A 25,959-nucleotide genomic window follows, 5' to 3' on the forward strand; every position below is an offset into this window, starting at 1 on the left:
GCGAGCATGGAACACAGCCTGCGCGACTATTTCGGCAGCCTGCGCCAGCGGCGCCAGGACACCGAGTTCATGCCCGAGGTGGAAGGCGCCATCCTCGAGGATTCGCCCTGGCTGACCCGCGCCACCGTCTGGGCAGTCAGCGCCTGCCTGCTCACCGCGCTGCTCTGGGCGCATTTCGCGGTGCTCGAGGAGGTCACCACCGGCGAGGGCAAGGCGATTCCCTCGAGCAAGGTGCAAGTGATCCAGAACCTCGAAGGCGGTATCGTCAGCGAGATCTTCGTGCGCGAAGGCCAGGTGGTGAACAAGGGCGACGTGCTGCTGCGCCTGGACGACACCCGCTTCCTCTCCAACCGCGGCGAGACGGAAGCCGACCGCCTGGCGCTGATCGCCCGCCTCGAACGCCTCAGCGCCGAGGCCGAGGGCCGCGAACCGCAGCTGCCCGAGGAGATCACCCGCGATGCACCGCAGCTGGCCGAAGACCAGCTGGCGCTGTATCACTCGCGCCAGCAGCGCCTGAAAAGCGAGCAGCGCACCCTCGGCGAACAGCTGCGGCAGAAGGAGCAGGAGCTGGCCGAGTTCCGCTCCAAGGCCCAACAGTACCGCTCCAGCCTCGGCCTGTTGCAGCAGGAGCTGAACATGTCGCAGCCGCTGGTGGCCTCCGGGGCGATTTCCGAGGTCGAGGTGCTGCGCCTGCGCCGCAGCGTGGTCGAGGTGCGCGGCTCGCTGGAGGCGACCAACCTGGCCATTCCCCGCGCCGAGGCGGCTATGAGCGAGATCAGGAGCAAGATGGAGGAGTCCGAGCTGAGCTTTCGCGCCGAGGCGTTCAAGGAGCTCAACGAGCTGCGCACCGAACTGCAGAAGATCACCGCCACCAGCGTCGCCATCCAGGACAAGGTCACTCGCACTACCGTCGTGTCGCCGGTACGCGGGGTGATCAAGCAGCTCAAGGTCAACACCATCGGCGGCGTGGTGCAGCCGGGCAACGACATGCTGGAGATCGTGCCACTGGACGACAGCCTGCTGATCGAGGCCAAGGTGCGCCCGCAGGACGTGGCCTTCCTGCATCCCGGGCAGAAGGCCATGGTCAAGTTCAGCGCCTACGACTACACCATCTACGGCGGGCTCAAGGCCAACCTGGAGCTGATCAGCGCCGACACCATCACCGACGAGGAAGGCAACAGCTTCTACCTGATCCAGGTGCGCACCGACAAGAGCCACCTGGGCAGCGAGGACAATCCGCTGCTGATCATCCCCGGCATGGTCGCCACGGTGGACATCATCACCGGCGAGAAGAGCGTGCTGGCCTACCTGCTCAAGCCGGTGCTCAAGGCCCGCTCCGAGGCCATGCGCGAGCGTTGATCACAGCTACGCCCGGAACCCCGTAGAGCCCGCCCAGTCCTTGCCGGCGATGCCTTGCGATTTCCGGGGTCGTGACGTATGGCTGGCAAGCCCGCTCCTGCAGGCAGCGAGTGCCTGCTGGGTTCCCGCCACGCAGCGCCTACGGCTGGCGGCCGCCCTGCCCGTGATTGCGGCGAAAGGTCTCCTCGCCCATCGCCGCGATCTGCCCCTCGATCAGCGCTTCGAACGGCCGCAGCAGCGCCGCGAAGCTGCACGGGGCCTCCAGCACATCCAGCGCCGTGGCGATCGCCTCGATGGTCGACAGCGCCCCCTCGGCCGGCGCCTTGCGCAGGCGGTAGCGCGATTGCGCCCCGGCCGGCAGGGCGACCCGCGGCAAGCTCGCCAGCGCCGGGTTCAGGTGCAGCAGCTTGCGCGCCTTGCGCCAGGTACCGTCGGGCACCACCAGCAACAGCGGCAGCTCGCCCTGCGTTTGGGCGGTCAGTTCGACGGCCTCCTCGCCAGGGAACAGCAGGCAGGCGCGGTAGCCCGGTTGCGCCAGGAGCTGCGGCAATTCTTCGAAGGTCTCGCCCACCCGCAGCTCGGCGTTGCGCAGGCCCAGGGTGGCCAGCCGCGCAGTATTCAGGGCGTGCGCGGTTTCGCTGGGGTGCTGCAGGATCAGCAGGCGGGTGCGGCTATCGAGTGCGGGGATCAGCGCACACAGGCAATGGCCGAGCGGGCGCAGGCAGCGGGGGCAGGTCGGACGAGGCATGCCGCGCAGTGTGCCACAAGCGCGGCGCCAGGCAGCACAGGCGCGTAGCCCGGATGCAATTCGGGGAAGAGTCGGCGGGTTGCACCCAGGCTACCAGACGCCGACTCCGGCAAGCGGGCCCGGGGTGGACAGCGCTTCGCGGTTTTCCACCCCAGGGCATCGCCCAATCCCGCTTCAGCGGTTGAAACGCTCCGCCAGGCTGTGCAGGTAGTCGGCCATCTGCTCCAGCTCGCGGCTGATTTCCGCGCCCTGGTGCGCCTGCCCGGCGCTGTGGTCGGAGAGCTGGGCGATGCGGGTGATCTGCCGGCTGATGTCCTCGGCGACATGGCTCTGCTGCTCGGACGCCGCCGCCATCTGCTGGCTCATGCCGGTGATGCGCGTCACCGCCGCGCTGATGCCTTCCAGCGCATCGCGCACCGACTCCACGCTCTGCATGCTGCCGCGCGAGATGTCCTCGCCCTTGCCGGCGGTGACCACCGCGCGCTCGGCGCCGGCACGCAGGTCGGCGATGATCTGGTGGATCTGCTCGGTGGACTGGCGGGTGCGCGAGGCCAGCGAGCGCACCTCGTCGGCCACCACCGCGAAGCCCCTGCCCTGCTCGCCGGCGCGCGCCGCCTCGATGGCGGCGTTGAGCGCCAGCAGGTTGGTCTGCTCGGCGATCGAGGTGATCACGTCGGCGACGCTGCCGATGGACTGGGTGGAGTTGGCCAGCTCGTTGACCGCCTGGCCGATATCGGTCACCGCCTGGGCCATGTGGCGCATGGAGTCCAGGCTGCCGACCGCCAGTTGGCGCCCTTCCTTGGCCAGACGGTCGGCCTCCTCGGCGGCGTGCGAGGTGCTCTGCACGTTGTGCGTCACCTCCTGGATGGTCGCCGCCATCTGGTTGATGGCGGTGGCCGACTGGTCCGTCTCGGCGCGCTGCTGGTCGAGCAGCGCGGCGCCGGAGCGCGACAGTTCGGCGGACTGCGCGGCGCGCTTCTTGACGTTGACCCCGGCATCCTCCAGGCGCGTCAAGGCGGTCTGCAGGCGCGCCTCCTCGCTGATCATGGCCATGTCCAGCAACGCCTGGGCACCGCGGTTGTCGCTGTAGGTCAGCGCCACCAGAGCGCTGGTGAAGGCCTTGGGGTGTTCGTCCAGGGTGCGGCGGATCAGCTGGCGGGTGCGGTACAGCTGGTAGGAGCCCAGGGCGAACAGGGCGGCGAAGATAAAGCCCAGCAGCCAGGGCCCGCTGAGCAGCCAGTGCGCGCCGAGAATCACCAGACCGGCGAGGATCAGCGGCCAGGAGCGCAGCAGGTCGTAGGTCCAGGATTCCAGCTTGGGCACCGGCGGCTTGCCGGCGCGCAGTCTCGCGTAGAGCGCCTCGGCACGGCGCTTCTGCGCCTCGCTCGGCAGCGAGCGCACCGACTCGTAGCCGGCCATGCGGCCGTTCTCGTAGATTGGCGTGACATAGGCGCTGACCCAGTAGAAATCGCCGTTTTTCGCGCGGTTCTTGACGATGCCCATCCAGGGCTTGCCCTGCTTGATGGTGTCCCACATATGGCCGAACACCCCCGGCGGCATGTCCGGGTGACGCACCAGGTTGTGCGGCTGGCCGATCAGTTCCTCGCGGGTGAAGCCGCTGATCTCGACGAAGGCATCGTTGCAGTAGGTGATCTTGCTGTTGAGGTCGGTGGTGGAGATCAGGCGTTCGTCGGCGGGAAAGGTCCTTTCCCGCTGGGTGATCGGCAGATTCTGGCGCATCGAGGCATCCCTGTTCGAGTCGTGGAGGTGTTACAGAACTGTGATTAAGTACTAGCACAGGGCAATCACGGCGCCAGGCGCCACCATTGAGCACGATGAAGATAATCAGGCGACCCTGTTTCAGGTCTGATTCAGTTGTGTCTTGAGCAGGTCGCGAAAGGTCTGGATCAGCGGCTCGCGCGAGCGGCCGCGGCGCAGGATCAGCGAGAACGGCGCCTGGTAGCCGAAGGTGGTGGGCAGCAGCACCTTGAGCCGCTGTTGCTCGACCCAGGGCTGCGCGTAATGCTCCGGCAGGTAGCCGATATAGGCGCCGGACAGCACCAGGATCAGCTGCGCCTCCATCGACTCCACCGTCGCCGCGCTGTGTTTGAAGCCGTGCCGCGCCAGCTCCGCCTGGCTCCAGTAGCCGCGGCCGACCATGCGCTGCTGGGTGATCACCTCGGCGGGGATGCGCCGCTGCTCGTACAGCGAATGCCGCTCGCTGCAGTACAGCCAGTGCTGCTCGCGGTACAGCGGCTGATAGACCAGGCCGTTCATCCGCGTGGAGAAGGCGCCGATGGCCAGATCCAGGCGGTTGTCGAGCACCGCCAGCTGCAGCTCGTAGGGGCTCATCACAGACAGGTGCAGGTGTACGCCGGGATGCTCCTGGCTGTAGGCGCCGATCACCTCGGCCAACGGCAGCGCCGGATCGCTCACCGTGGAATCCAGCACGCCGAGGTTGAGGGTGCCGCGCAGCTCGCCCTTGAGCGCGGCGGAGTAGCGTTCGAACCCCTCCAGTTCGCCGAGCAGGCGCAGGGTCTCCTGGTGGAACAGCTCGCCCTTGCTGGTCAGGCTGAAACCGCCGCGACCGCGATGACAGAGCACCAGGCCGAGTTGCGTCTCCAGCTGGCTCATATAGGTGCTGATGGCCGAGGTGGACAGGTTCAGCTCCTGCTGCGCGGCGGCGAAGCCCTGGTGGCGTACCACGCAGGCGAAGATGCGCAGCAGCTTGAGATCGGGTAGCGAGGTGAGAGGAGTCATGCCAGGCAGTCTACCCTGGCAGCTGCACGGAAGCAGCCGGATCGTCCAGCGCGCAGGCGAGGAATTCGGCCGCCGGCAAGGGCCGACCGAACAGGTAGCCCTGCAGATAGTCCACCCGACGATTGCCCAGGTAGCGCAGCTGCTGCTCGTCCTCCACCCCTTCGGCGATCACCTCCAGCTGCAGCTTGGCGCACAGGTCGATCACGCTGTCGAGAATGTGCAGCGACAGGGCATCCTTGCCGATCATGGCGACGAAACTCTGGTCGATCTTCAGGTAGTCCACCTTGAGCTTGTGCAGGTAACTCAGGCTGGAATGGCCGGTGCCGAAGTCATCCAGTGCGATCTTCACGCCCATCTCGTGCAGGTCGGCGAACAGCTGATCGGTGAAGGCATCCGCGCTCGGTCAGCTCCAGGGTCAGTACCACCTGCCCCGGTACGAAGGCTTGGAGAAAGTTGCGGCAGTCCTCGACCAGCTCGCGGCTACGGCAATGTGCGGCTGCGATGTTGATGCCGATGTGAAACCCGCCGCCGAGTCGATCCGCCACCGGCGCCAGCAGCTCCGCCGTCTGCCGCATCAGTTCCCGAGTCATCGGCACGATCAGGCCGGAGCTTTCCGCCAAGGGAATGAACAGATCCGGGCGCACCAGCCCCTCGCGCGGGTGCTGCCAGCGCATCAGCACCTCGGCGCCTATCCACTGCTGCGAACCGCTGCGCACCAGCGGCTGGAAATAGGGAATGAATTCTCCGGCCTGCAGCGCACGACGCAACTCGATGCTGGGGGAGCTGGAGCGTGCCAGCAGCCAGTGGCTGCCCACGCCGGCCAGCGCGCCGAGCAGCCCCAGCAGCAGGTACAGCACCGGATATTGCTCGCCCATGTAGCTCAGCCGCGCACCTCCGGGAAACGCCGCACGTACCTGATAGGGATAGCGCGTCGAGCTCAGCGCGATCCGAGCCACGGGGTATTCCGGCAGGCGTCCCGCTCGCACCAGTCCGCTGCGCGGCATCCACTGCTCACCCACCAGCAATTGCATGAAGGCGCCGCGATCCACCGACTGCAGCACGTTGGCCAGATAACGTCCGTCGATCGCCACCAGCGCGCCGCGCTCGTCCGCGACATCGCGATAAACCAGCAACGAATGATTCGGGGTGACCGGGTTGCCCGCCAGCAGCCGCAGCCGACCGGCCACGTAGGCGGCAGAATCGACTGGCTCCTCGAACGCGCCGAACAGCGATGAGCAGTACAGCCGTCCCCCATCCAGCAGGTTGACCGAGCGCACGAAGGGCACGGTGGCGACCTGCTCGCGCAGCACCAGCTCGACCTCCGCGCAGGGTCTGCCGACCTGCGGCAATACCTCGCCGGCGGCCTGGCTGGCATTGTCGAGCATCAGGTCGATCTGGCGCACGGCGTCGGCGGCGCTGGTGCGGCTGATGTCGCGCAGCACGATTCCGGCCTGCGCGTACAGAAACATCAGGCCGAGCACAACCGGCAGCATCCCCACGGCGAGAGAGGCGCACAGTCGCAATCGGGAACGATGGGTGCGGTAAGCGGTTAACGGCATCCAGGCCTCCTCGCCGCGAGCTCCAAAATAAGCGCGATACGCCATATGGCCGACGCGCCGTTGCACTCAGCCTAGCAGCTGTCAACGACGCGCCTGAGCGCAGGTGGAACAGTCTAGTGCCGAGCGATTAGTTTAGAAATCTCTGAACTAAGTTTTTGCCCCTGCCGATTTTTCCCGGAGCGGCGCTGACCAAGAATCCGACCAACGATTCCTACAACCACAACAACCGTGAGGCCTTCCCATGGACAAGGTTTTTCATCAGCCCCTGGGCGGCAACGAAATGCCCCGTTTCGGCGGCATCGCCACCATGATGCGCCTGCCGCATATCCAGAAGATCGAAGAGAAACGTGCGCTCGACGTCGCCTTCGTCGGCGTGCCGCTGGATATCGGCACCTCGCTGCGCTCCGGCACCCGCTTCGGCCCCCGCGAGATTCGCGCCCAGTCGGTGATGATCCGCCCCTACAACATGGCCACCGGTGCCGCCCCCTTCGATTCGCTGAACGTGGCCGATATCGGCGACGTGGCGATCAACACCTTCAACATGGCCGAAGCCGTGCGCATCATCGAGGAGTCCTACGACGAGATCCTCGAATACGGCATCAAGCCGCTGACCCTGGGCGGCGACCACACCATCACCCTGCCGATCCTGCGCGCCATCCACAAGAAGCACGGCAAGGTCGGCCTGGTGCATATCGACGCCCACGCCGATGTGAACGATGAGATGTTCGGCGAGAAGATCGCCCACGGCACCACCTTCCGCCGCGCCGTCGAGGAAGGCCTGCTGGACTGCGACCGCGTGGTGCAGATCGGCCTGCGCGCCCAGGGCTACACCGCCGAGGACTTCAACTGGAGCCGCAAGCAGGGCTTTCGCGTGGTGCAGGCCGAGGAGTGCTGGCACCAGTCGCTGGAGCCCTTGATGGCCGAGGTGCGCGAGAAGGTCGGCGGCGGCCCGGTGTACCTGAGTTTCGACATCGATGGCATCGACCCGGCCTGGGCGCCCGGCACCGGCACCCCGGAAATCGGCGGGCTGACCACCATCCAGGCGATGGAGATCATCCGCGGCTGCCAGGGTCTGGACCTGGTCGGCGGCGATCTGGTGGAGGTCTCCCCACCCTACGACACCACCGGCAACACCTCGCTGCTCGGCGCCAACCTGCTCTACGAAATGCTGTGTGTGCTTCCGGGGGTTCAGCGCCGCTGACCGCCGGCTTTTATTGCTCCGTCCGGGTGCCCCGCGAGGCGCCCGGTACATCCATACAACAACAACTAGGGTGCCCAGATGAATCGTGAAGACGCCATGCCACTGCTGGACGACCAGCCACCGGCCGATACCTCCTACAACCTGCGCCAGCTGCTGATCTTCCTGATCCCCTCGCTGCTCGGCGTGCTGCTGTTCCTCACGCCCATCGTTTACGAGGAAAAGGTCACCATCGGCCTGGGCGTGATGGCCGATGCGCTGAAGGCCGGCTTGAGCGACTGGCTGCCGGCCATCGCCACCGGCCTGCTGCTGTTCTCCGCCGCCGTCGGCCTGTTCGCCAGCCTGCTCAAGCCCAAGTGGCTCACCGAGCGCCACGCCTTCAACGAGATGTTCAACCTCAGCCCGCTATGGCTCGGCCTGCGCGTGCTCGGCGCGCTGTTCGCGGCCATGACCTTCTGGCAGTTCGGCCCGGAATGGATCTGGAACGCCAACACCGGCGGCGTGGTGCTCAAGGACCTGGCCCCGGTACTGATCACCTTCTTCCTGGTGGCCGGCTTGATCCTGCCGCTGCTCACCGACTACGGCCTGATGGAGTTCTGCGGCACCCTGGTGCGCAATGTGTTCCGCAAGATCTTCGGCCTGCCCGGGCGCTCGGCCATCGACGCCATCGCCAGCTGGCTCGGCTCCGGCACGGTCGGCGTGCTGATCACCGCCCAGCAGTACCAGAAGGGCTTCTATAGCGCGCGGGAAGCGGCGGTGATCGCCACCAACTTCTCCATCGCCTCGATCGCCTTCAGCCTGCTGATCACCAGCTTCATGAAGCTCGACCACCTGTTCGTGCCCTTCTACCTCACCGTGGTGGTCGCCGGCCTGGCCGCCGCCATCATCACCCCGCGCATCCCGCCGCTGTCGTGGAAGAAGGACGAGTACATGCCAGGCGTCGGCAAGCAGATCAAGGAAGACGTGCCAGCCGGCACCTCGCTGCTGCGCTGGGGCCTGGTTCAGGCGGTCAAACGCGCCAACGCCAACCCCTCGCCGGCGCAGATGATCAAAGTCGGCGTGCACAACGTGGTGGACATCTGGCTCGGCCTGCTGCCGCTGGTGATGGCCATCGGCACGGTATCCCTGGCGATTGCCGAGTTCACCCCGATCTTCAACTGGCTGTCCGCGCCCATCGTGCCGCTGCTCGAGCTGCTGCAACTGCCGGAAGCCGCCAAGGCCGCGCCGGCCATGCTGGTGGGTTTCGCCGACATGTTCCTGCCGGCGGTACTGGGCAAGGGCATCGAGAGCGAACTGACCCGCTTCGTGGTGGCCTGCGTGTCGCTGACCCAGCTGATCTACATGTCCGAAGTCGGCGTGCTGATCATCAAGGCCAAGCTGCCGCTGAACATCCTCGAGCTGTTCATGATCTTCATCATCCGTACCCTGATCACCCTGCCGATCATCGCGCTGATGGCGCACTGGATAGTCGGTTAACAGTCCCGCAGGGCGGACATGCCAACGGCTTGTCCGCCTCTGGGCGAGTGACGGTGGACCAGGCCGCGCCCTGTCCACCCTGCATAGCGCGATCAGCGCCATTGAAGGATTCTCAACATGACCACCTGCGGCGAATTTCTCGTCAAGCAACTGGAAGCCTGGGGCGTCGACACCGTGTTCGGCATCCCCGGCGTGCACACCGTCGAGCTCTATCGGGGCCTGCCGCACAGCGGCATTCGCCATATCACCCCGCGTCACGAACAAGGCGCCGGCTTTATGGCCGACGGCTATGCGCGGGTGTCCGGCAAGCCGGGGGTGTGCTTCATCATCACCGGCCCGGGGATGACCAATATCCTCACCGCCATGGGCCAGGCCTATGCCGATTCGATCCCCATGCTGGTGATCTCCAGCGTCAACGAGCGCGCGCGCCTCGGCCTGGGCAAGGGCTACCTGCACGAGCTGCCCAACCAGCGCGCCATGAGCGCCGGAGTCACCGCCTTCAGCCATACCCTGATGAGCGTCGAGGAGCTGCCCGGCGTCCTGGCCCGCGCCTTCGCCGTGTTCGAGGGCGAGCGTCCGCGGCCGGTGCATATCGAGCTGCCGCTGGACATCATCACCGCCGACGCCAGCCATATGCGCCTGGCGGCCAGCCCGCGGGTCGAGCGCCCGGCACCGAATCGCACGCTGATCCGCGACGCCGCCGCCCTGCTGAAGAACGCCCAGCGCCCGCTGCTACTGCTTGGCGGCGGCTGCGTGGCCGCCCAGGCCGAGGCCCGCGCCCTGGCCGCCAGCCTGGACGCGCCGACCGCGCTGACCATCAACGCCAAGGGTCTGCTGCCGCCGAATCATCCGCTGCTGCTGGGCAGCAACCAGTCGCTGCTGCCGGTGCGCCAGCTGGCGCTGGAGGCCGACGTGGTGCTGGCCATCGGCACCGAGCTGGGCGAGACCGACTACGACGTGGTGTTCGACGGCAACTTCAAACTGGGCGGCGCGCTGATCCGCGTGGATATCGACGCCCAGCAGCTGCAACGCAACTTCGCCCCGCACCTGGCGATCCAGGGCGACGCGCGCCTGGCCATGCGCATGCTGCTGGCCGAGCTCAACCCCTGCGAGCCCCGCGCCGACAGCCCCGGTGCCCGCCGCACGGCCGCCGTGCAGGCGCAGCTGGCCGAGGATTTCGCCGGCTGGGGGCATTACCGTCAGCTGTTCGACACAGTGCTGGAGGTGCTGCCCGAGGCGCGCTTCGTCGGCGACTCGACGCAGACGGTGTACAGCGGCAACCACCTGGTAGAACTGGACGGCGCGCGGCGCTGGTTCAACGCCTCCACCGGCTACGGCACCCTGGGCTACGGCCTGCCGGCAGCCATCGGCGCCAAGCTGGCCGAGCCGGGCCGCCCGGTGATCAGCCTGATGGGCGATGGCGGCCTGCAGTTCACCCTGCCCGAGCTGGCCAGCGCGGTGGAGGCCGGCGTCGGCATCATCGTGCTGCTGTGGAACAACTCGGGCTACGGCGAGATCAAGCGCTATATGCAGCGCCGCGATATCGAACCGCTTGGCGTGGATATCTACACCCCGGACCTGCTGGCCATCGCCCGCGGCTTCGGCTGCGCCGCCGAACGCGCGCGCGATCACGCGCACCTGGCCGAGCTGCTGCGCACCGCGCCGAGCGACCGACCGCTGATCATCGAAGTGCTGGAGCAAGCGCCCTTCCATCCCTGAACCACCCCGTAGCCCGGATGCAATCCGGGCTACGGCCATCAGCACAAGAACCGACGACGGCACCATCGCCCTCTAGCCGGGCCCCAGCCTGGTGGTCACCGGCATCCTCATCTGCGGCTGTCAGCGTTCGTCCCGACCGACAGCTGCGCCGCTGGGCGCTGTTGCCGCGGGCGCAGCAGGCCTGACGCAGCCCCCGTATGAACCAGCTGGTGACCTCCACGGATGGAGGAAATGCGGCAAGCCAACTGGAGCGGTGGCTGCCATCCTTCACCGATCGCCAGCAAGCTGGCTCCTACAATTACCCGATCGGCAGCAGCGAGCTCGCAGCGCGGATGCAATTCGAGGCTGATCGGTGCGTACGACCTAGCCGCCCCCTCGCCCCCGAAAAAGCCGTGCGCGACCCAGCTTGAGGAAACAGCCATGAGAATCGTCACGCGCGATCAATGGTTCGAGGTACGCCGCCTGGATGACGGCGTGCGCCTGATCCACGAGCCCTATGTGCGCCCCTTCTACCGCTGCAACATGTGGCATGTGCAGGGCCGCGAGCGCGACGCACTGATCGACTCCGGCTCGGGCCTGGTCAGCCTGCGCGAGCAGTTGCCCTGGCTCACCGACAAGCCGCTGCTGACGGTGGCCAGCCATACCCATTTCGACCATATCGCCGGCCATCACGAATTCGCCGAGCGCCTGGTGCACCCGGCCGAGGCCGAGATACTCGCCGCACCGACCGGCGCCAATACCCTGGCCACGGCCTTCGTCGGCGACGAAATGTTCGAGGCCCATCCGGATTGCCCGCTGTGCTACGCCGAGTATCGGGTCAAGGCGGCGCCGGCCACCCGTCTGATCGAGGATGGCGACGTGCTGGATCTGGGCAATCGGGTGTTGCAGGTGCTGCACACGCCCGGCCATTCGCCCGGCGGTATCAGCCTGTGGGAAGCGGCGACGCAGACGCTGTTTTCCAGCGACATCCTCTACGACGGCCCGCTGATCGAGGATGCCTACCATTCCAACCTGGAGGATTACGCGCGCAGCCTCGCGCGCCTGCGCCAACTGCCGGTGCGTGTCGTGCACGGCGGGCACTTTCCCAGCTTCTCCGGCGAGCGCATGCGCGCACTCATGGATGCCTGGTTCGCCCGCCACGCCCTGTAAGGTGCCGCGGGGCCGCACGCACCGCCCAGGACGAAGGGATCAGCGCCGCTGGCGCGCCTCGCGGTGCAGACGCTCCTGCTCGGCCGGGTCGATTCGCAGGGGCTGGGCCCGGGGTGCGCCCCAGCCGAAGGCCAGCAGCAGCGCGTGCAGATGATGTTGCAGCTTGGCGAGCATGGTACGACCTCCTGCCAAGTTCATGAGAGACGGAGCCGGACGGCTCCTGTACTGAGCCTAGCCCCGTCGCCGGCGAATTCAACTGATCCCGATCAAGCGACCGGGCTCTTGCGCCGGTAGGGAAACACGTCGATCACCTTGCCCTGAACAATGGCCTCCTGCAGCCCCTTCCAGTAGTCGGCGTCGTACAGGTTGCCGTGCAACTGGCTGAACAGCCGGCGCTGCTTGATATCGGCGAACAGAAAAGGCGGGAACTCCTCGGGAAACACATCCATCGGCCCTACCGAATACCAGGGCTCGGAGCTCATCTCGTCCTCGGGAAAGCGCGGCGGCGGGATGTGGCGGAAGTTCACCTCGGTGAGAAAGCAGATCTCGTCGTAGTCGTAGAACACCACGCGACCGTGGCGGGTGACGCCGAAGTTCTTCAGCAGCATGTCGCCGGGGAAGATATTCGCCGCCGCCAGCTGCTTGATGGCCAGGCCGTAGTCCTCCAGCGCCTCGCGCACCTGCGCCTCGTTGGCATTCTCCAGATAGAGGTTGAGCGGGGTCATGCGCCGCTCGGTCCAGCAGTGGCGCACCAGCACGGTATCGCCTTCGAGCACCACGGTGGAGGGCGCCACCTCCAGCAGCTCGGCCAGGCACTCGGGCGCGAACTTGGCCTTGGGGAAGCGAAAATCGGCGAACTCCTGGGTATCGGCCAGGCGCCCGACACGGTCTACGCTCTTCACCAGGCGGTACTTCTCGATCACCGTCTTGCGGTCGACGTTCTTCGCGTGCGAGAAGCGGTCCTTGATGATCTTGAACACAGTGTTGAAGCCCGGCAGGGTGAACACGCTCATCACCATGCCGCGCACGCCGGGAGCCATGACGAAGCGGTCGTCGCTGGTCGCCAGGTGGCCGATCAGCGCGCGGTAGAACTCCGACTTGCCGTGCTTGTAGAAGCCGATCGAGGTGTACAGCTCGGCGATGTGCTTGCCGGGCAGGATGCGCTTGAGGAAGCCGACGAACTCCGCCGGTACCGCCACATCCACCATGAAGTAGCTGCGGGTGAAGGAGAAAATGATCGACACCTCGGCCTCGTCGGTGATCAGCGCGTCGACCTGGATGCCGTGACCTTCGCGGTGCAGCAGCGGGATCGCCAGCGGCCACTGCTCGTCGCGGGTGTAGATGCGCCCCACCAGGTAGGCGCCCTTGTTGCGGTAGAGCACCGAGGAAAACAGCTCGATGCACAGCTCCGGGTCCTTGCACACCCAATCCGGCAGGCTGGCGCGCAACTGCTGCTCCAGTCGCTGCAGATCGCGCGGCAGGTCCTCGTAGGCCACGTCGAAACGGTGATCCTCGAAGATCGCCCGCAGCATGTCCGCCAGCTCGCCGGCCGGGCGGTAGCTGCGCGTCTGCGCCGCGCCGGGGTGGCTGCGCAGCGACGGCCGGGTAGTGTGGACGAACATGCAGCCGTCGCTGATCAGGTCGTGGCTGAACAGGCTGCAGAAAATCGAGTTGAACCAGGTTTCCGCCAGCTCGTCGTCGAAACGCAGGTCGATCAGGGCGATATAGGCGCTCTTCACCAGCGGCCACTGGCCGACCTCGAGCAGCACCTCGTCGAAGACCTGCTGCAGGCGATCGCGGGTCTCGCCGACCTTGTCCTCGTACAGGTTGATGCGCGCCGCCGAGGCCCGCTGCGCCTCCTGCCACTGCGCCAGCTCGAAGCACGCGCGGGCGCCGTCGGTGATCTGGCGAAAGTGCTCGCGGTAGTCGTCGAAGCCGTCGAGGATCAGCTGCGCGATCTCGCCGGCCGGCCATTGCTGCGCCATGGAAGTGCCTCGCAAGGAAATGAGTGAAGCGAGCTTAGCCGCAAAGCCGGCAAAACGTAGCCCGGATGCAATCCGGGGACTATCGCCCAAGTCCTCCCGAATTTCATCCGGGCGACGGGCTGGCACAGGCCCGGTTCGAAAGCGCGATGCGGATTGCCAGAACGGCGGCAGCCGGCAACACTCTCGCTCCCCACCTGCCGGATGCCCCGCCTTGCGTACCGCCGACCTGCTCCGCCTGCTGCTGCTCGCCGCCATCTGGGGCGCCAGTTTCCTGTTCATGCGCGTCGCCGCGCCGGTGCTGGGCAGCATGCCCACCGCCTTCTTCCGCGCCAGCTTCGGCGCCCTCGGCCTGCTCGCCTTTCTGCTGCTGATGCGGGTGGGCTGGGATTTTCGCGGCAAGCTCAGGGCCTGCCTGCTGCTCGGGGTGATCAACGCCGGCCTGCCGTCGGCCATGTACTGCCTGGCCGCGCTGATCCTGCCGGCCGGCTACTCGGCGATCTTCAATGCGACGACGCCGTTGATGGGCGTGCTGATCGGCGCGCTGTTCTTCCACGAGGGCATCACCACGAGCAAGGCCGCCGGGGTGTTCCTCGGCCTGCTCGGCGTGGCGGTGCTGACCCGTACCGGGCCGGTGGCCTTCGACCTCGAGCTGTTGCTGGGCGCCGCCGCCTGCCTGGTGGCCACCACCTGCTACGGTTTCGCCGGTTTCCTTACCCGACGCTGGATCGGCCAGCAGGGCGGCCTGGACAACCGTCTGACCGCCTTCGCCAGCCTGGTCGGCGCCAGCCTGTTCCTCACCCCGCTGTTCGCCGGCAGCCTGGCGCTGCAGGCGCCGCCCAGTTGGGGCGGAGCGAATGTATGGCTGTCGCTGGCCGGCCTCGGCCTGCTCTGCACCGCCTTCGCCTACGTGCTGTATTTCCGCCTGCTGGCGGATATCGGGCCGATCAAGGCCAGCACCACCACTTTTCTGATTCCGCCGTTCGGCGTGCTCTGGGGCGCCCTGCTGCTGGGCGAGCCGCTGAGCTGGGCCTACCTGCCGGGCTGCGCGCTGATCGGCGTGGCGCTGTGGCTGGTGGTCAGGCCGAGCATGGCCAGAACCTGAGCGGCGGAGCGCACGGCGTACCCTACGAAAAAGCCGCCCGAGGGCGGCTTTGTTATAAGGCGGTAATAATGACTATTGCTGCAGCTCCTGCTCGGTAAACAGCCCGTCGAACAGCATCGACGACAGGTAGCGTTCGCCGGAGTCCGGCAGGATCACCACCAGGGTCTTGCCCTGCATCTCCGGCTTCTCCGCCAGGCGCACCGCGGCGACCATCGCCGCACCGCAGGAGATGCCGCAGAGGATGCCCTCCTCGCGCATCAGGCGCAGGGCCATGGTCTTGGCCTCGTCGTCGGCCACCTGTTCGACCTGATCGACCATCGCCAGATCGAGGTTCTTCGGCACGAAGCCGGCACCGATGCCCTGGATCTTGTGCGGCGCCGGCTTGACCTCGGCGCCGGCCAGGGTCTGGCTGATCACCGGCGAGCCGATCGGCTCCACCGCCACCGAGAGGATCGGCTTGCCCTGAGTCTGCTTGATATAGCGCGACACCCCGGTGATGGTGCCGCCGGTGCCGACGCCGGCCACCAGCACGTCGATGGCGCCATCGGTGTCGCGCCAGATTTCCGGGCCGGTGGTCTTCTCGTGGATCGCCGGGTTGGCCGGGTTGTCGAACTGCTGCGGCATGTAATAGGTGGCAGGATCGGAAGCAGCGATCTCGGCCGCCTTCTCGATGGCGCCCTTCATGCCCTTGGCCGGCTCGGTCAGCACCAGCTCGGCGCCGAGGGCCTTGAGTACCTTGCGCCGCTCCAGGCTCATCGACGCCGGCATGGTCAGCAGCAGCTTGTAGCCGCGTGCGGCGGCGACGAAGGCCAGGCCGATGCCGGTGTTGCCCGAGGTCGGCTCGACTATGCACATGCCCGGCTTGAGCACGCCGCGCTCCTCGGCGTCCCAGATCATGCTGGCGCCGATGCGGCACTTGACCGAGTAGGCCGGGTTGCGCCCCTCGATCTTGGCCAGGATGGTGACCCCTTTCGGCCCCAGGCGGTTGATCATCACCAGCGGCGTGTTGCCGATGGCCTGGGCGTTGTCTGCAAAGATGCGGCTCATGTCGGAAGTCCTTGGCATGACGGGAAAAGCCTCAAGCCTATGCCTGCCGCCCGGCGCCGTCCAGCCAGCAGACCGAAAGCCGGGTGACTCGCCATTCAGTGACTGAATACCGCGTCCACGTTCACAGCCGCCGGGCCTGCGCGTTATAGTCACCGTCTGAATCTCTGCAGCGGGCCGGCCCCGCGCGTTACCGTTCGAGGATTTTCCGATGAAGTTCGAAGGCACCCAGTCCTACGTCGCCACTGACGACCTCAAGCTCGCGGTCAACGCCGCCATCACCCTGCAGCGCCCGCTGCTGGTCAAGGGCGAGCCGGGCACCGGCAAGACCATGCTCGCCGAGCAGCTGGCCGAGGCCTTCGGCGCCAAGCTGATCACCTGGCACATCAAGTCCACCACCAAGGCCCACCAGGGCCTGTACGAGTACGATGCGGTCAGCCGCCTGCGCGATTCGCAGCTCGATTCCGACAAGGTCCACGACGTTCGCAACTACATCAAGAAGGGCAAGCTGTGGGAGGCCTTCGAGGCCGACGAGCGGGTGATCCTCCTGATCGACGAGATCGACAAGGCCGACATCGAGTTCCCCAACGACCTGTTGCAGGAACTCGACAAGATGGAGTTCTACGTCTACGAGACCAACGAGACGATCAAGGCCAAGCAGCGCCCGATCATCATCATCACCTCGAACAACGAGAAGGAGCTGCCGGACGCCTTCCTGCGCCGCTGCTTCTTCCACTACATCGCCTTCCCCGACCGCGACACCCTCAAGCGCATCGTCGACGTGCATTACCCGAACATCAGCGGTGAGCTGGTGGCCGAGGCGCTCGACGTGTTCTTCGACGTGCGCAAGGTGCCGGGGCTGAAGAAGAAGCCCTCGACCAGCGAACTGGTGGACTGGCTCAAGCTCTTGATGGCCGACAATATCGGCGAGGCGGTGTTGCGCGAGCGCGATCCGACCAAGGCCATCCCGCCGCTGGCCGGCGCCCTGGTGAAGAACGAGCAGGACGTGATGCTGCTCGAACGCCTGGCCTTTATGGCACGCCGCGCTTCTCGGTAAAAATCGGGCTGCTGCGCGTCGGCTGGCGCGCAACCCACTCGATACAGGGCTCGCGAGCTAGAGCCAGGCAAGGCGAAAACGAGCTGAACAGCGCAGCGTACTGCAGTACGTGAGCATGGGCAGCGAGCTTTCAACGCCGCATGGCCGACGCGCAGCAGCCCGGCCAGAACTGACATGAGGGCGCAGCCATGCTGCTTAATCTATTCAACGAAATGCGCGCGGCCAAGGTGCCGGTGTCGGTGCGCGAGCTGCTCGACCTGATCAACGCGCTCAAGCACAACGTGGTGTTCGCCGACATGGACGAGTTCTACTACCTGTCGCGCGCCATCCTGGTGAAGGACGAACGCCACTTCGACAAGTTCGACCGCGCCTTCGCCGCCTACTTCAAGGGCCTGGAGAACCTCGACCGACATATCGAGGCAATGATCCCCGACGAGTGGCTGCGCAAGGAGTTCGAGCGCCTGCTGAGCGACGAGGAACGCGCGCAGATCCAGAGCCTGGGCGGCCTGGACAAGCTGATCGAGGAATTCAAGAAGCGCCTCGAAGAGCAGAAGGAAAAGCACGCCGGCGGCAACAAGTGGATCGGCACCGGCGGTACCAGCCCGTTCGGCTCCGGCGGCTACAACCCCGAGGGCATCCGCATCGGCGACGCCGGCAAGCGCCAGGGCAAGGCGGTCAAGGTGTGGGATCAGCGCGAGTACAAGAACCTCGACGACCAGGTCGAACTGGGCACGCGCAATATCAAGGTGGCGCTGCGCCGCCTGCGCAAGTTCGCCCGCGAAGGCGCCGCCGAGGAACTGGATCTGGACGGCACCATCGACCACACCGCCAAGGACGGCGGCCTGCTCAATATCCAGATGCGCCCGGAGCGGCGCAACACGGTGAAACTCCTGCTGCTGCTGGATATCGGCGGTTCGATGGACGCCCACGTCAAGGTCTGCGAGGAGCTGTTCTCCGCCTGCAAGACCGAGTTCAAGCACCTGGAGTACTTCTACTTCCACAACTTCATCTACGAAAGCGTGTGGAAGAACAACATGCGCCGCACCAGCGAGCGCACCGCCACCCAGGACCTGCTGCACAAGTACGGCGCCGACTACAAGGTAGTGTTCGTCGGCGACGCAGCCATGGCGCCCTACGAGATCACCCAGGCCGGCGGCAGCGTCGAGCACTGGAACGAGGAAGCCGGTTACGTGTGGATGAAGCGCTTCATGGAGAAGTACAAGAAGCTCATCTGGATCAACCCCTACCCCAAGGACACCTGGAACTACACCGCCTCGACCAATATCGTCCGCGAGCTGATCGAGGACCGCATGTACCCCCTGACCCTGCAGGGCCTGGAAGACGGCATGAAGTTCCTGTCCAAGTAAGGGCCAGATCGGGGCATCAACAGATAACGCTAAAAGAAACCCCAGCCAGGCTGGGGTTTCTGCTACTGGAGGCAAAGAAACTACGGAACGCCGCCCCCGCAGGCGACGTGCCGTAGCAAACCTGGCGCCGACCCTGGCCTACCGCGCGTGACCCGAACGCCAGGGATCACGCCGCCTCACGCCAACTGGAAGTCGGCGATGGTCACGGTGGTGTGGTCGGTCACACCGACCAGGCGGATGCTGCCGCCGTCCGCACCGTTAACCGTCACCAGCACATCGCTGCCCGCATCGGCGATATTGACTCGACTGGCGAACGTCGCCGCGGTCAGGTTGAAGGCCGCGATATTGAGCAGGTCCTGACCTCCAGCCGGATTGGCGTCGAAGCCGATGATGCTGTCGTTGCCGAAGTTGGGGCCGAACACGAAGATGTCGTTGCCGAGCCCCCCCACCAGCGTGTCGTTGCCGGCACCGCCGGTCAGCACGTCGTTGCCGACGCCGCCCTGGATCCAGTTATCCAAGGCATTACCCGTCCCGGTGAAGTTGCCCGAGCCGCCATACATCAGACGCTCCACATTCGCCGTCAGGGTATAGCTGGCGAGCGAAGTCCAGACCGTATCAACACCCTCACCTGCCAGCTCGATCACCTGGTCGCCCGCCTCGGTCACCTCATAGGTGTCGTTGCCGGCGCCGCCGCGCATGATGTCGTTGCCCGCACCGCCAATCAGGATATCGTCACCGGCGCCGCCCACCAGGGTGTCGTTGCCAGCGCCACCGCTCAGGCGATCATTGCCGGCTCCACCCTGGATCCAGTTATCCAGACCATTGCCGGTACCGGTGAAGTTTCCCGAACCGCCATACATCAGGCGCTCCACATTGGCCGTCAACGTGTAACTGGCCAGCGAGGTCCATACCGTGTCGTAACCCTCCCCGGCCAGTTCGATCACCTGATCGCCCGCCTCGGTCACCTCATAGGTGTCGTTGCCGGCGCCGCCGCGCATGATGTCGTTTCCCGCACCGCCAATCAGGATATCGTCACCGGCGCCGCCCACCAGGGTGTCGTTGCCAGCGCCACCGCTCAGGCGATCATTGCCGGCTCCACCCTGGATCCAGTTGTCCAGACCATTGCCGGTACCGGTGAAGTTTCCCGAACCGCCATACATCAGGCGCTCCACATTAGCTGGTAGGGCATAACTGGCCAGCGAGGTCCACACCGTGTCATAGCCCTCTCCGGCCTGCTCGATCACCTGATCGCCCGCCTCGGTCACCTCGTAGGTGTCGTTGCCGGTACCGCCAATCATGATGTCGTCGCCCGCACCGCCAATCAGAGTGTCATTGCCTGCCCCCCCCTCGAGAACATCATTGCCACCGAGGCCGCTGAGGCGGTCGTCCCCACCGAGCCCCATGATGTGATCATCCGCTGCCGTGCCGTTAATCGTGTCGGGCCCGCTGGTGCCCATGATCACCGCACTGGCCACAATGGCAGTGGCCACCGAGGTCAACGACTCGAAGGTACCGCGGTTGTCGGTGTAACTGACCACCACCCTCACCTGCTGGCCGGCCTGAGCCGCCGTCAGGGTGAAGCTCTGCGCGGTGGCGCCGGCGATATTGCTGAAACTATCGCCGCTGCCGACCTGCCACTGGTAGGCGAAGGTCACGCCGACCAGGCCGTCGGCATCGGCGATCTGCGCGGCGGAAGCGATCAACGTCTGACCGACACTGGGCGTCGGATTGTTGAGCTGCGGCAGCCCGGTGGGCGCGTCGTTGACGTTGACCACCGGTTCGGTGACTTCGGAAATCAACGTCTCGGGGTTGCCCATATCATCGTTGAAGCTGACCTCCACGCGCAGCGGCAAGCCCACTTCGGCATCGCCGGGCTGGAAGCTCTGCCCCGTGCCGACCTGCACCCACTCGCCGGCCACCAGCGCCTGCCAGGCGTAGCTGAGCACGGCAAACTGGCTGCCGTTGGGGTCGCTGACGATGGCGGCCGCCAGCAGCATCTCGTCCTCGCTGGGCGCCATGTTGCTGATGGTCACACTACCCTCGGCCGGTCGATCCACCAGCCACACCTCCCGGTCAGCGAACCGCAGAACGTCGATATTGCGCAGGGTATCGGTGCCATCCGACACTATCCGGCGAGTAGTGTGCAGGCCATCCGGATCGAGCGGGTCGAAGGTGGTCACGGTGCCACCGCCTCCAGCGAAGCGGGTATGGGCAACGGTCCAGGTGCCATCGAAGTTCTCGATGATGTCGTACTCTTCCGCCAGTCCCCAGTACACGGCGGTGTCGATATCGTTCTCATCCTTGCTGTAGAGAATTTCACGGACGATATGTAGCTGCCCAGGGTTAAGCAGGCGGCTGAACATGGCCTGATCCAGCGTCAGGTTGTCCGAAGTGCCAGCCAGGATGCCGCTCTTGCCAGTGATGAGTTTGGTCATCCCGTCGGCTGTGCCAATCTCAGTGCCTGCATCGTCGCGAATGCTGATGCGCACGTTGAGCCAGGCCGCGCCGTCGATATAGTCGTCGCCGCCGCGCCCCTCGATCACATCGCTACCGCCACCGCCTAGCAGGATATTGCCGGCGTTGAAGGCAATCGCCGACTCAAGATCCGCGGCAATCAGGCTAGCCAACGCATCCGTCAGACCACTGGTGACGGTCTGCAGATCCTCGACCGAAAGGTCGGTGATCCGCGCGGCCACCACCTCGGTCAGCCCTGTGACCAGTGCTCCCAGGTTGCCCAGGCTGGCCGTGCCGCCTAGCAAGAAATCGACTTCGGCGTGCAAAGCCTCGACGAGATTTCCCACCTCGGTATCCTGCGGGTTTTCCAGGAAGGCGAAGAGGAATTCAAGCTGACTCAGCGGACCCGATCCGGTATCCCCCATAAAGGACGCAAGCAGCGCATCGACCTCGGCGACGATGTCATCCAGGCGTCCGGGCGCGAGCGGCTCCGGCTTCTGAGGAACCAGGTAGTCCAGCAGCTCGCGCAATCCGTTGATGCGATCCACGCCAGCCTGGCTGAGGAAATTGTTCTCGTCCATCTGCCGCTCTGCTTCGGCTTCCGGATCGTTGGCACGATCATCGCCGCGCAACACATCGTCCAGATCCCATCCCGACAGTGCTTCGACCTGACTGAAGCGGTCGCGCAATACCTTCAGCGGCTCGGTGTCGAACACCATCTGATTGAGATCCGAGTAGGCGGACACCGTGCTGTCCTTGTGGATCACCCAGTCGAAGCCCCACATGCCGATGTTCTTCTGGATGCCGGCGCCGGCGAACATGATGTCGTCGCCGGAGTCGGCGTCGTAGTCGGTGTCGCCCTGGCCACCGTTGAGCACGTCGTGGCCAAGGATCGGACTCTCGAAGAAGATGTCGCCGTTATCGCCGGCGATGTAGTCGAAACGTCCACCGCCTTCCACCCAGTCGTCGCCGGAACCGCCGAACAGCGCGTCGATGCCGTCGCCACCGTGGATGAAATCATTACCGGTGCCACCCATGATTTCCTTGCCGTCGGTGCCGCCGATGATGAAGTCGTCGCCTTCACCGCCGAAGATCAGATCCAGCCCGTTGCCACCGTGGATCACGTCGTTGCCGGCACCGGCCTTGATGATGTCGTCGCCGCCGATGTCGGTAATGATGTCGTCGCCGTCGCCGCCCTGGATGATGTCGTTGCCGTAGCCACCCTCCAGGCGGTCGTTTCCGCCGTCGCCCCACAGGGTGTCGTCGCCGATGCCGCCGATCAGGGTGTCGTTGCCTTCGCTGCCACCCAGCACCACATGGGCTTCACCGTTGTAGCGCAGGTAGCCCTCGCCACGTTCCACCATGGGCGTCAGCGCCTGCATGATGGGATCGTCCCATACCGGGTCGGCGCCGATCTGCAGCGCCTGGTTCAGCTCGAGGATATGGTCCACCGAAGCGAACAGATCACCCGGCAGGTGCGAGGAACCCGGCCGGCCGAGGTCGGTATTGGCCATCACCAGCGAGGCGAAGGAGTTGGCCTCCAGCGCCCCCAACAGGTCGAGCCCCTGGGTGCGCGACAGATAGTAGAAGCGGTCGCCGTCCTGCAGCTTCTCCATCTGCACTTCGAAGACGAAGTTGAATGTCGAGCCGAGCATGCCGCCGAACGGCATCTTGCGCTCGGCCAGCCCGCCGATCCAGAAGTCCACCAGGTTCAGGCCGGACTCCCGGTCGGCCCAGGTTCCGCTGCTGTTGAGGAAGTCGGTGCGATCGCTGGGGCTGCCGCTACCGCCCATCACCAGCAGGGTGGCGGCGGCGCGCTTGGCTTCGGCGGTATCGGCCGCGAGAATGCTGTCGTGCTGGCCGTAAGCGGCGATGAAGTTGATGATCGACGCCGGGTTCTTGATGTTCAGCGCGAAGTCGGTCCAGCTGACGTAGGGCTTGAGGTTGCTGTCGCCGGTGGCGGCGAAGAACTGCTCGCGCGCGCTGTTGAGCGACGGCACGCCGGTGTCGCGGCCGCGGGCGATATTGATCGCCGCCAGGTCCAGGGGCAGCCCCACCAGGTTGTTGCGCAAGGCGCCGGTGACGAACTCGTCGATCTCGTTGCCGGTCTGCCGGGTCATGCCGCGGATGATCGAGCCGGCCATGACATCGGCATCGGCGCTGCCGAACTCGACCGGGTTGAGGAAGGCCTCGATCAGGCCGATGTCGCTGGACTGCATGTCGAAGCTCAGCCGATCCACCGTTTCGTTGAGCATGGAGTGGCCGAAGCGGTACACCACATGGGCGAACTCGGCGACGATGGCCGCGTCGATCTCGATATCCGGCTGCACCATGAAGATGTCGGTGAACGGCTGGATCTTGCGCACGAACTCCTCGAACACCAGATGCTGGTACTGCATCTCGTTGACGAAGCGCGCGGCCTGAAATAGCCGCTCGCCGTTCCAGATCAGCCCATCGGCGCTACCCGGCACCTCATTCACCGGTACCAGCAACCATTCGTTAATAAAGGCCAGATCGCCGCTGGCGAGAATGGTCTGCTTGTTGGACTCGACCAGGCGATTGTGCTCGGAGTGGAACACATGGTGCACCGCGGTCAGGCCGATGTTCTCGTTGCCGCGACCGTCGCCGGTGATGTAGTGGGCGTCGAGCAGTTCGTTGTCGTATTGCGCCAGTGTCGGCAGATTGCCAGGGCCTACCGGCAAACCGGGGTTGAAATCCGGATTCGCAACAGGCGGGCCACCCAGGCCGACTTCGTCATCGCCATCGGCCACCTTCATGGAACCATTGGAGTTGAACGGGTTGGCGCTGTGGGCAATATCGTCGAGAAAGGCATGGCCGGTACGGGCGGCACCAGCGGTGGAGATCGGGCTGTCGGGGTTGCCTTCGACCTCATAGGGCGGCGGGCCGGCCATCACCAGCTTGGGAAAACCGTTCTCGCCACGGATGAACTGACCATAGGGGTCGGTGGCCAGCAGCGGCACGTTGCCGACATCGGCATCGGTCAGGTCGATGCCGAGCATCTCGCGCGCCTGCGCCTTGATGTCGGCCCAGGTGGCCAGCCCCCCGTTGGCTCCGTCGAGCATATGCCCGGTGGCTACAGGCTTACCATCGTGCAGCATGTATTCGCGCAGGAACACCTGGTGCGAGGCATGCGAGGTGTAGGTCTGGTTCTGGTCGACGAAGGGGGTGGTCTGGTTGACATGCTCACGCACGTCGTCGGCGGTGCCCAGAATGCCATCCGGCCCCGGCTGGTTGGTGGCGCGGGTGAGGATCATAAAGTTGCTGTGCGAGCCTTCGACGTACAGCGGATCGTCCGGCTGCAGCGGGATATACACCATGCCGCTGCCCCCCTTGTTGACCAGATCCAGGCCATGGTCGAAGAACTGGCCGAACAGGCTCATCCAGGCGTTGAAAGGAGCGCTCAAACCCTCGTCCGGGGCCAGGTTGGGCACCAGCACGCTGCCGTTGTCCATGACGATGCCCAGGTTGGCCAGCAATTGATCGAGTTCGGCGGCCTTGGCCGCGGGCAGCACCTCCAGCAAGGCATCGCGAGCGTCGGTATCGCTCTGCAGTTGCGCCAGCGCAGCTGTGACGTCATCCATGGCAGACTCTGCCACTGCGGCCGAAGCGGTGGCGATCTCGCCGAGCAGCCCAGCGGCTTGCACCGCGGCATTGGTGACGGCCACGGCATCACTGTATGCGGCCAGCGCGGTCATGACGTCGCCATTGGTGTTGAACGCTTCCAGCAATGTCGCCTGGGCCAGCGCCTGATCCGCCTGCGCGGCCGCCACCAGCGCCAGCGCATCCGTATGCGCCAGGGCATCGGCATCGGCCTGGGTCTGGGCGTCGACGACCGCCGCGTGTGCAGCCAGCACCGCTTCGGCGGAAACAAGCAGATTGGCTTCGCTGGCTTCAAGCGCCGCCAGGGTGTCCTGCTCTGCCGCCTCGGCCGCCTTCAGGGCAGCCCAGGCCGACGCCACCAGTTGCGCATCGCCAAAGACGTCGCTGGATCCGGCGTATTCCAGCGCGGCCATTATCACTGCAGGATTGTTCAGGCTCTGATCGACGATCAGGTTGCTGATCACCCGTGGCTGCGAATCCACCACATAGCCGCTGGTCTGTTCGTAGCTGGTCTGGGTACCCGAACCGGGGAAGCCGGGGGGCGCGCCGGCGCCGTCGATACCGTTCTCCGCATCGCGGAACTCCGGCTCCAACAGGCGCGGCATGGTCTGGTCGGCCGAGCCGTAGTACTCCTGGCCAGGCACCAGGTTGTTGTAGGTGCCGTCGACCGTGCGCAGACCATAGGGCAGCAGCGGGTTGCCGACCAGGTCGTAGAGCGAGGCGCCGGCGGCGTGGGCTTCGGCGATCTTGATTTGCTGGAGGATGAATTCCAGATCGGATTGGGTTGTATTGACGGCCATTTTGTTGTGCTCCCTCGATGTGAGTGCGACTGACGAAGGCGTCAGAAAAACCACATGCATACGGCAACATTGCAACGGCGTGGCTAAGCGCAGGCAGAAGAGTGTCTGGATCGGTGCAGGGGGATCGAGCCGCAACTGGCGCTTGCTCAACCCGGGCGGCTGCGGGGCAGCAGGACGTGGCTAGGGCGGTCCGTGGCAATGCCACAAGCCGGCGGTGCCGCATGAGGTCGCCGCTTCAGTGCGGCGTGGACTGCTGTCCATGTTCTTGCGCTCCGGCGCGGGTGACGCGGTGCGACGGTCGCTGTGCCCTCTCCTGCACCGCATCCCGCCGCCGACGCCACGCTTGCAATGCCCGAGGCCCACTTCCCTGAGCCCCATCAAGCTACGGCTGTAACGGCCCTCGCACCTCGGCCTGCGCGACTCGACCGACTTGACGGGAGTCGGTAACGACGTCGCGGCGACCCTGCGAGGCGAATCCTGAACTAGCTTGTTGATAGACCTCAGTAGTACGGGAACCACCGGGAGATCTTTCAGCACTTGGTTGCAAGCATCGGGGAGCGA

General features: G+C 65.6%; 14 protein-coding genes and 3 pseudogenes. 8 read left to right on the plus strand and 9 right to left on the minus strand.

The genetic code is table 11. From position 1 onward, the window contains the following. Positions 1-6: 6 nt before the first annotated feature. Entirely contained in the window at positions 7-1,359 is a 1,353-nt protein-coding gene (locus AC1G9C_RS14720) for an HlyD family type I secretion periplasmic adaptor subunit (protein ID WP_480407965.1), read from the plus strand. Between the two features lie 139 nt (positions 1,360-1,498). Here the strand turns inward: AC1G9C_RS14720 and AC1G9C_RS14725 are convergent, their stop codons facing one another. The 5 genes and pseudogenes from AC1G9C_RS14725 to AC1G9C_RS14745 all read right to left on the minus strand — a co-directional run bounded on the left by AC1G9C_RS14725 (position 1,499) and on the right by AC1G9C_RS14745 (position 6,426). Further along, entirely contained in the window at positions 1,499-2,107 is a 609-nt protein-coding gene (locus AC1G9C_RS14725; protein ID WP_480407966.1) for a tRNA-uridine aminocarboxypropyltransferase, read from the minus strand. A gap of 174 nt (positions 2,108-2,281) precedes the next feature. Beyond that, positions 2,282-3,256, minus strand: a pseudogene (locus AC1G9C_RS14730) (methyl-accepting chemotaxis protein); the annotation flags it as partial. Positions 3,257-3,568: 312 nt separating this feature from the next. After that, positions 3,569-3,847: pseudogene (locus tag AC1G9C_RS14735) on the minus strand (PAS domain-containing protein); the annotation flags it as partial. Positions 3,848-3,967: 120 nt separating this feature from the next. After that, entirely contained in the window at positions 3,968-4,867 is a 900-nt protein-coding gene (locus AC1G9C_RS14740; RefSeq protein ID WP_021442112.1) for a LysR family transcriptional regulator, read from the minus strand. Between the two features lie 10 nt (positions 4,868-4,877). After that, positions 4,878-6,426: pseudogene (locus AC1G9C_RS14745) on the minus strand (EAL domain-containing protein). Between the two features lie 241 nt (positions 6,427-6,667). Between AC1G9C_RS14745 and speB the strand changes: the two are divergent. From speB to AC1G9C_RS14765, 4 genes are all read left to right on the plus strand, one after another. Then, positions 6,668-7,627: an agmatinase gene (speB, locus tag AC1G9C_RS14750; protein WP_480407967.1), complete on the plus strand. Its 960-nt coding sequence runs from the start codon at positions 6,668-6,670 to the stop codon at positions 7,625-7,627. 78 nt (positions 7,628-7,705) lie between these two features. After that, entirely contained in the window at positions 7,706-9,100 is a 1,395-nt protein-coding gene (locus AC1G9C_RS14755; RefSeq protein ID WP_480407968.1) for a YjiH family protein, read from the plus strand. A gap of 117 nt (positions 9,101-9,217) precedes the next feature. After that, on the plus strand, positions 9,218-10,819 hold the full coding sequence (locus AC1G9C_RS14760; RefSeq protein WP_480407969.1) for a 5-guanidino-2-oxopentanoate decarboxylase: 1,602 nt from the start codon (positions 9,218-9,220) through the stop codon (positions 10,817-10,819). Positions 10,820-11,239: 420 nt separating this feature from the next. Continuing rightward, positions 11,240-11,968, plus strand: coding sequence for an MBL fold metallo-hydrolase (locus AC1G9C_RS14765; protein WP_480407970.1), 729 nt, complete (start codon positions 11,240-11,242; stop codon positions 11,966-11,968). Positions 11,969-12,007: 39 nt separating this feature from the next. Here the strand turns inward: AC1G9C_RS14765 and AC1G9C_RS14770 are convergent, their stop codons facing one another. Further along, positions 12,008-12,142: a hypothetical protein gene (locus AC1G9C_RS14770; protein WP_457787484.1), complete on the minus strand. Its 135-nt coding sequence runs from the start codon at positions 12,140-12,142 to the stop codon at positions 12,008-12,010. 92 nt (positions 12,143-12,234) lie between these two features. Next, the gene (aceK, locus tag AC1G9C_RS14775) at positions 12,235-13,953 is read right to left on the minus strand and encodes a bifunctional isocitrate dehydrogenase kinase/phosphatase (protein ID WP_480407971.1); all 1,719 of its coding nucleotides are present in this window, start codon (positions 13,951-13,953) and stop codon (positions 12,235-12,237) included. 211 nt (positions 13,954-14,164) lie between these two features. Here aceK and AC1G9C_RS14780 point away from each other — a divergent pair, with 211 nt between their 5' ends. Continuing rightward, the gene (locus AC1G9C_RS14780) at positions 14,165-15,055 is read left to right on the plus strand and encodes a DMT family transporter (RefSeq protein ID WP_122108553.1); all 891 of its coding nucleotides are present in this window, start codon (positions 14,165-14,167) and stop codon (positions 15,053-15,055) included. Positions 15,056-15,127: 72 nt separating this feature from the next. Here the strand turns inward: AC1G9C_RS14780 and cysK are convergent, their stop codons facing one another. After that, positions 15,128-16,102: a cysteine synthase A gene (gene cysK / locus AC1G9C_RS14785; protein WP_021444876.1), complete on the minus strand. Its 975-nt coding sequence runs from the start codon at positions 16,100-16,102 to the stop codon at positions 15,128-15,130. Between the two features lie 208 nt (positions 16,103-16,310). On the opposite strand from cysK, the gene AC1G9C_RS14790 reads away from it, so the two are divergent. After that, positions 16,311-17,156: an AAA family ATPase gene (locus AC1G9C_RS14790; protein ID WP_122108554.1), complete on the plus strand. Its 846-nt coding sequence runs from the start codon at positions 16,311-16,313 to the stop codon at positions 17,154-17,156. 188 nt (positions 17,157-17,344) lie between these two features. After that, the gene (locus tag AC1G9C_RS14795) at positions 17,345-18,523 is read left to right on the plus strand and encodes a vWA domain-containing protein (protein ID WP_122108555.1); all 1,179 of its coding nucleotides are present in this window, start codon (positions 17,345-17,347) and stop codon (positions 18,521-18,523) included. Between the two features lie 176 nt (positions 18,524-18,699). On the opposite strand, the gene AC1G9C_RS14800 is transcribed toward AC1G9C_RS14795, so the two are convergent. Continuing rightward, positions 18,700-25,398 carry a peroxidase family protein gene (locus AC1G9C_RS14800; protein ID WP_480407972.1) on the minus strand — a complete coding sequence of 2,233 codons (6,699 nt, stop codon included), beginning with the start codon at positions 25,396-25,398 and terminating at the stop codon, positions 18,700-18,702. Positions 25,399-25,959: the final 561 nt, after the last annotated feature.

The organism is Pseudomonas sp. ABa2 (genome assembly GCF_056676075.1).

Bases quoted from the DNA above. Each gene is read 5' to 3' on its own strand.
- AC1G9C_RS14725 (WP_480407966.1), bottom strand. From the start codon at position 2,107: ATGCCTCGTCCGACCTGCCCCCGCTGCCTGCGCCCGCTCGGCCATTGC.
- cysK (WP_021444876.1), bottom strand. From the start codon at position 16,102: ATGAGCCGCATCTTTGCAGACAACGCCCAGGCCATCGGCAACACGCCG.
- AC1G9C_RS14760 (WP_480407969.1), top strand. From the start codon at position 9,218: ATGACCACCTGCGGCGAATTTCTCGTCAAGCAACTGGAAGCCTGGGGC.
- AC1G9C_RS14765 (WP_480407970.1), top strand. From the start codon at position 11,240: ATGAGAATCGTCACGCGCGATCAATGGTTCGAGGTACGCCGCCTGGAT.
- AC1G9C_RS14795 (WP_122108555.1), top strand. From the start codon at position 17,345: ATGCTGCTTAATCTATTCAACGAAATGCGCGCGGCCAAGGTGCCGGTG.
- AC1G9C_RS14720 (WP_480407965.1), top strand. From the start codon at position 7: ATGGAACACAGCCTGCGCGACTATTTCGGCAGCCTGCGCCAGCGGCGC.
- AC1G9C_RS14800 (WP_480407972.1), bottom strand. From the start codon at position 25,398: ATGGCCGTCAATACAACCCAATCCGATCTGGAATTCATCCTCCAGCAA.
- speB (WP_480407967.1), top strand. From the start codon at position 6,668: ATGGACAAGGTTTTTCATCAGCCCCTGGGCGGCAACGAAATGCCCCGT.
- aceK (WP_480407971.1), bottom strand. From the start codon at position 13,953: ATGGCGCAGCAATGGCCGGCCGGCGAGATCGCGCAGCTGATCCTCGAC.
- AC1G9C_RS14755 (WP_480407968.1), top strand. From the start codon at position 7,706: ATGAATCGTGAAGACGCCATGCCACTGCTGGACGACCAGCCACCGGCC.
- AC1G9C_RS14790 (WP_122108554.1), top strand. From the start codon at position 16,311: ATGAAGTTCGAAGGCACCCAGTCCTACGTCGCCACTGACGACCTCAAG.
- AC1G9C_RS14740 (WP_021442112.1), bottom strand. From the start codon at position 4,867: ATGACTCCTCTCACCTCGCTACCCGATCTCAAGCTGCTGCGCATCTTC.
- AC1G9C_RS14770 (WP_457787484.1), bottom strand. From the start codon at position 12,142: ATGCTCGCCAAGCTGCAACATCATCTGCACGCGCTGCTGCTGGCCTTC.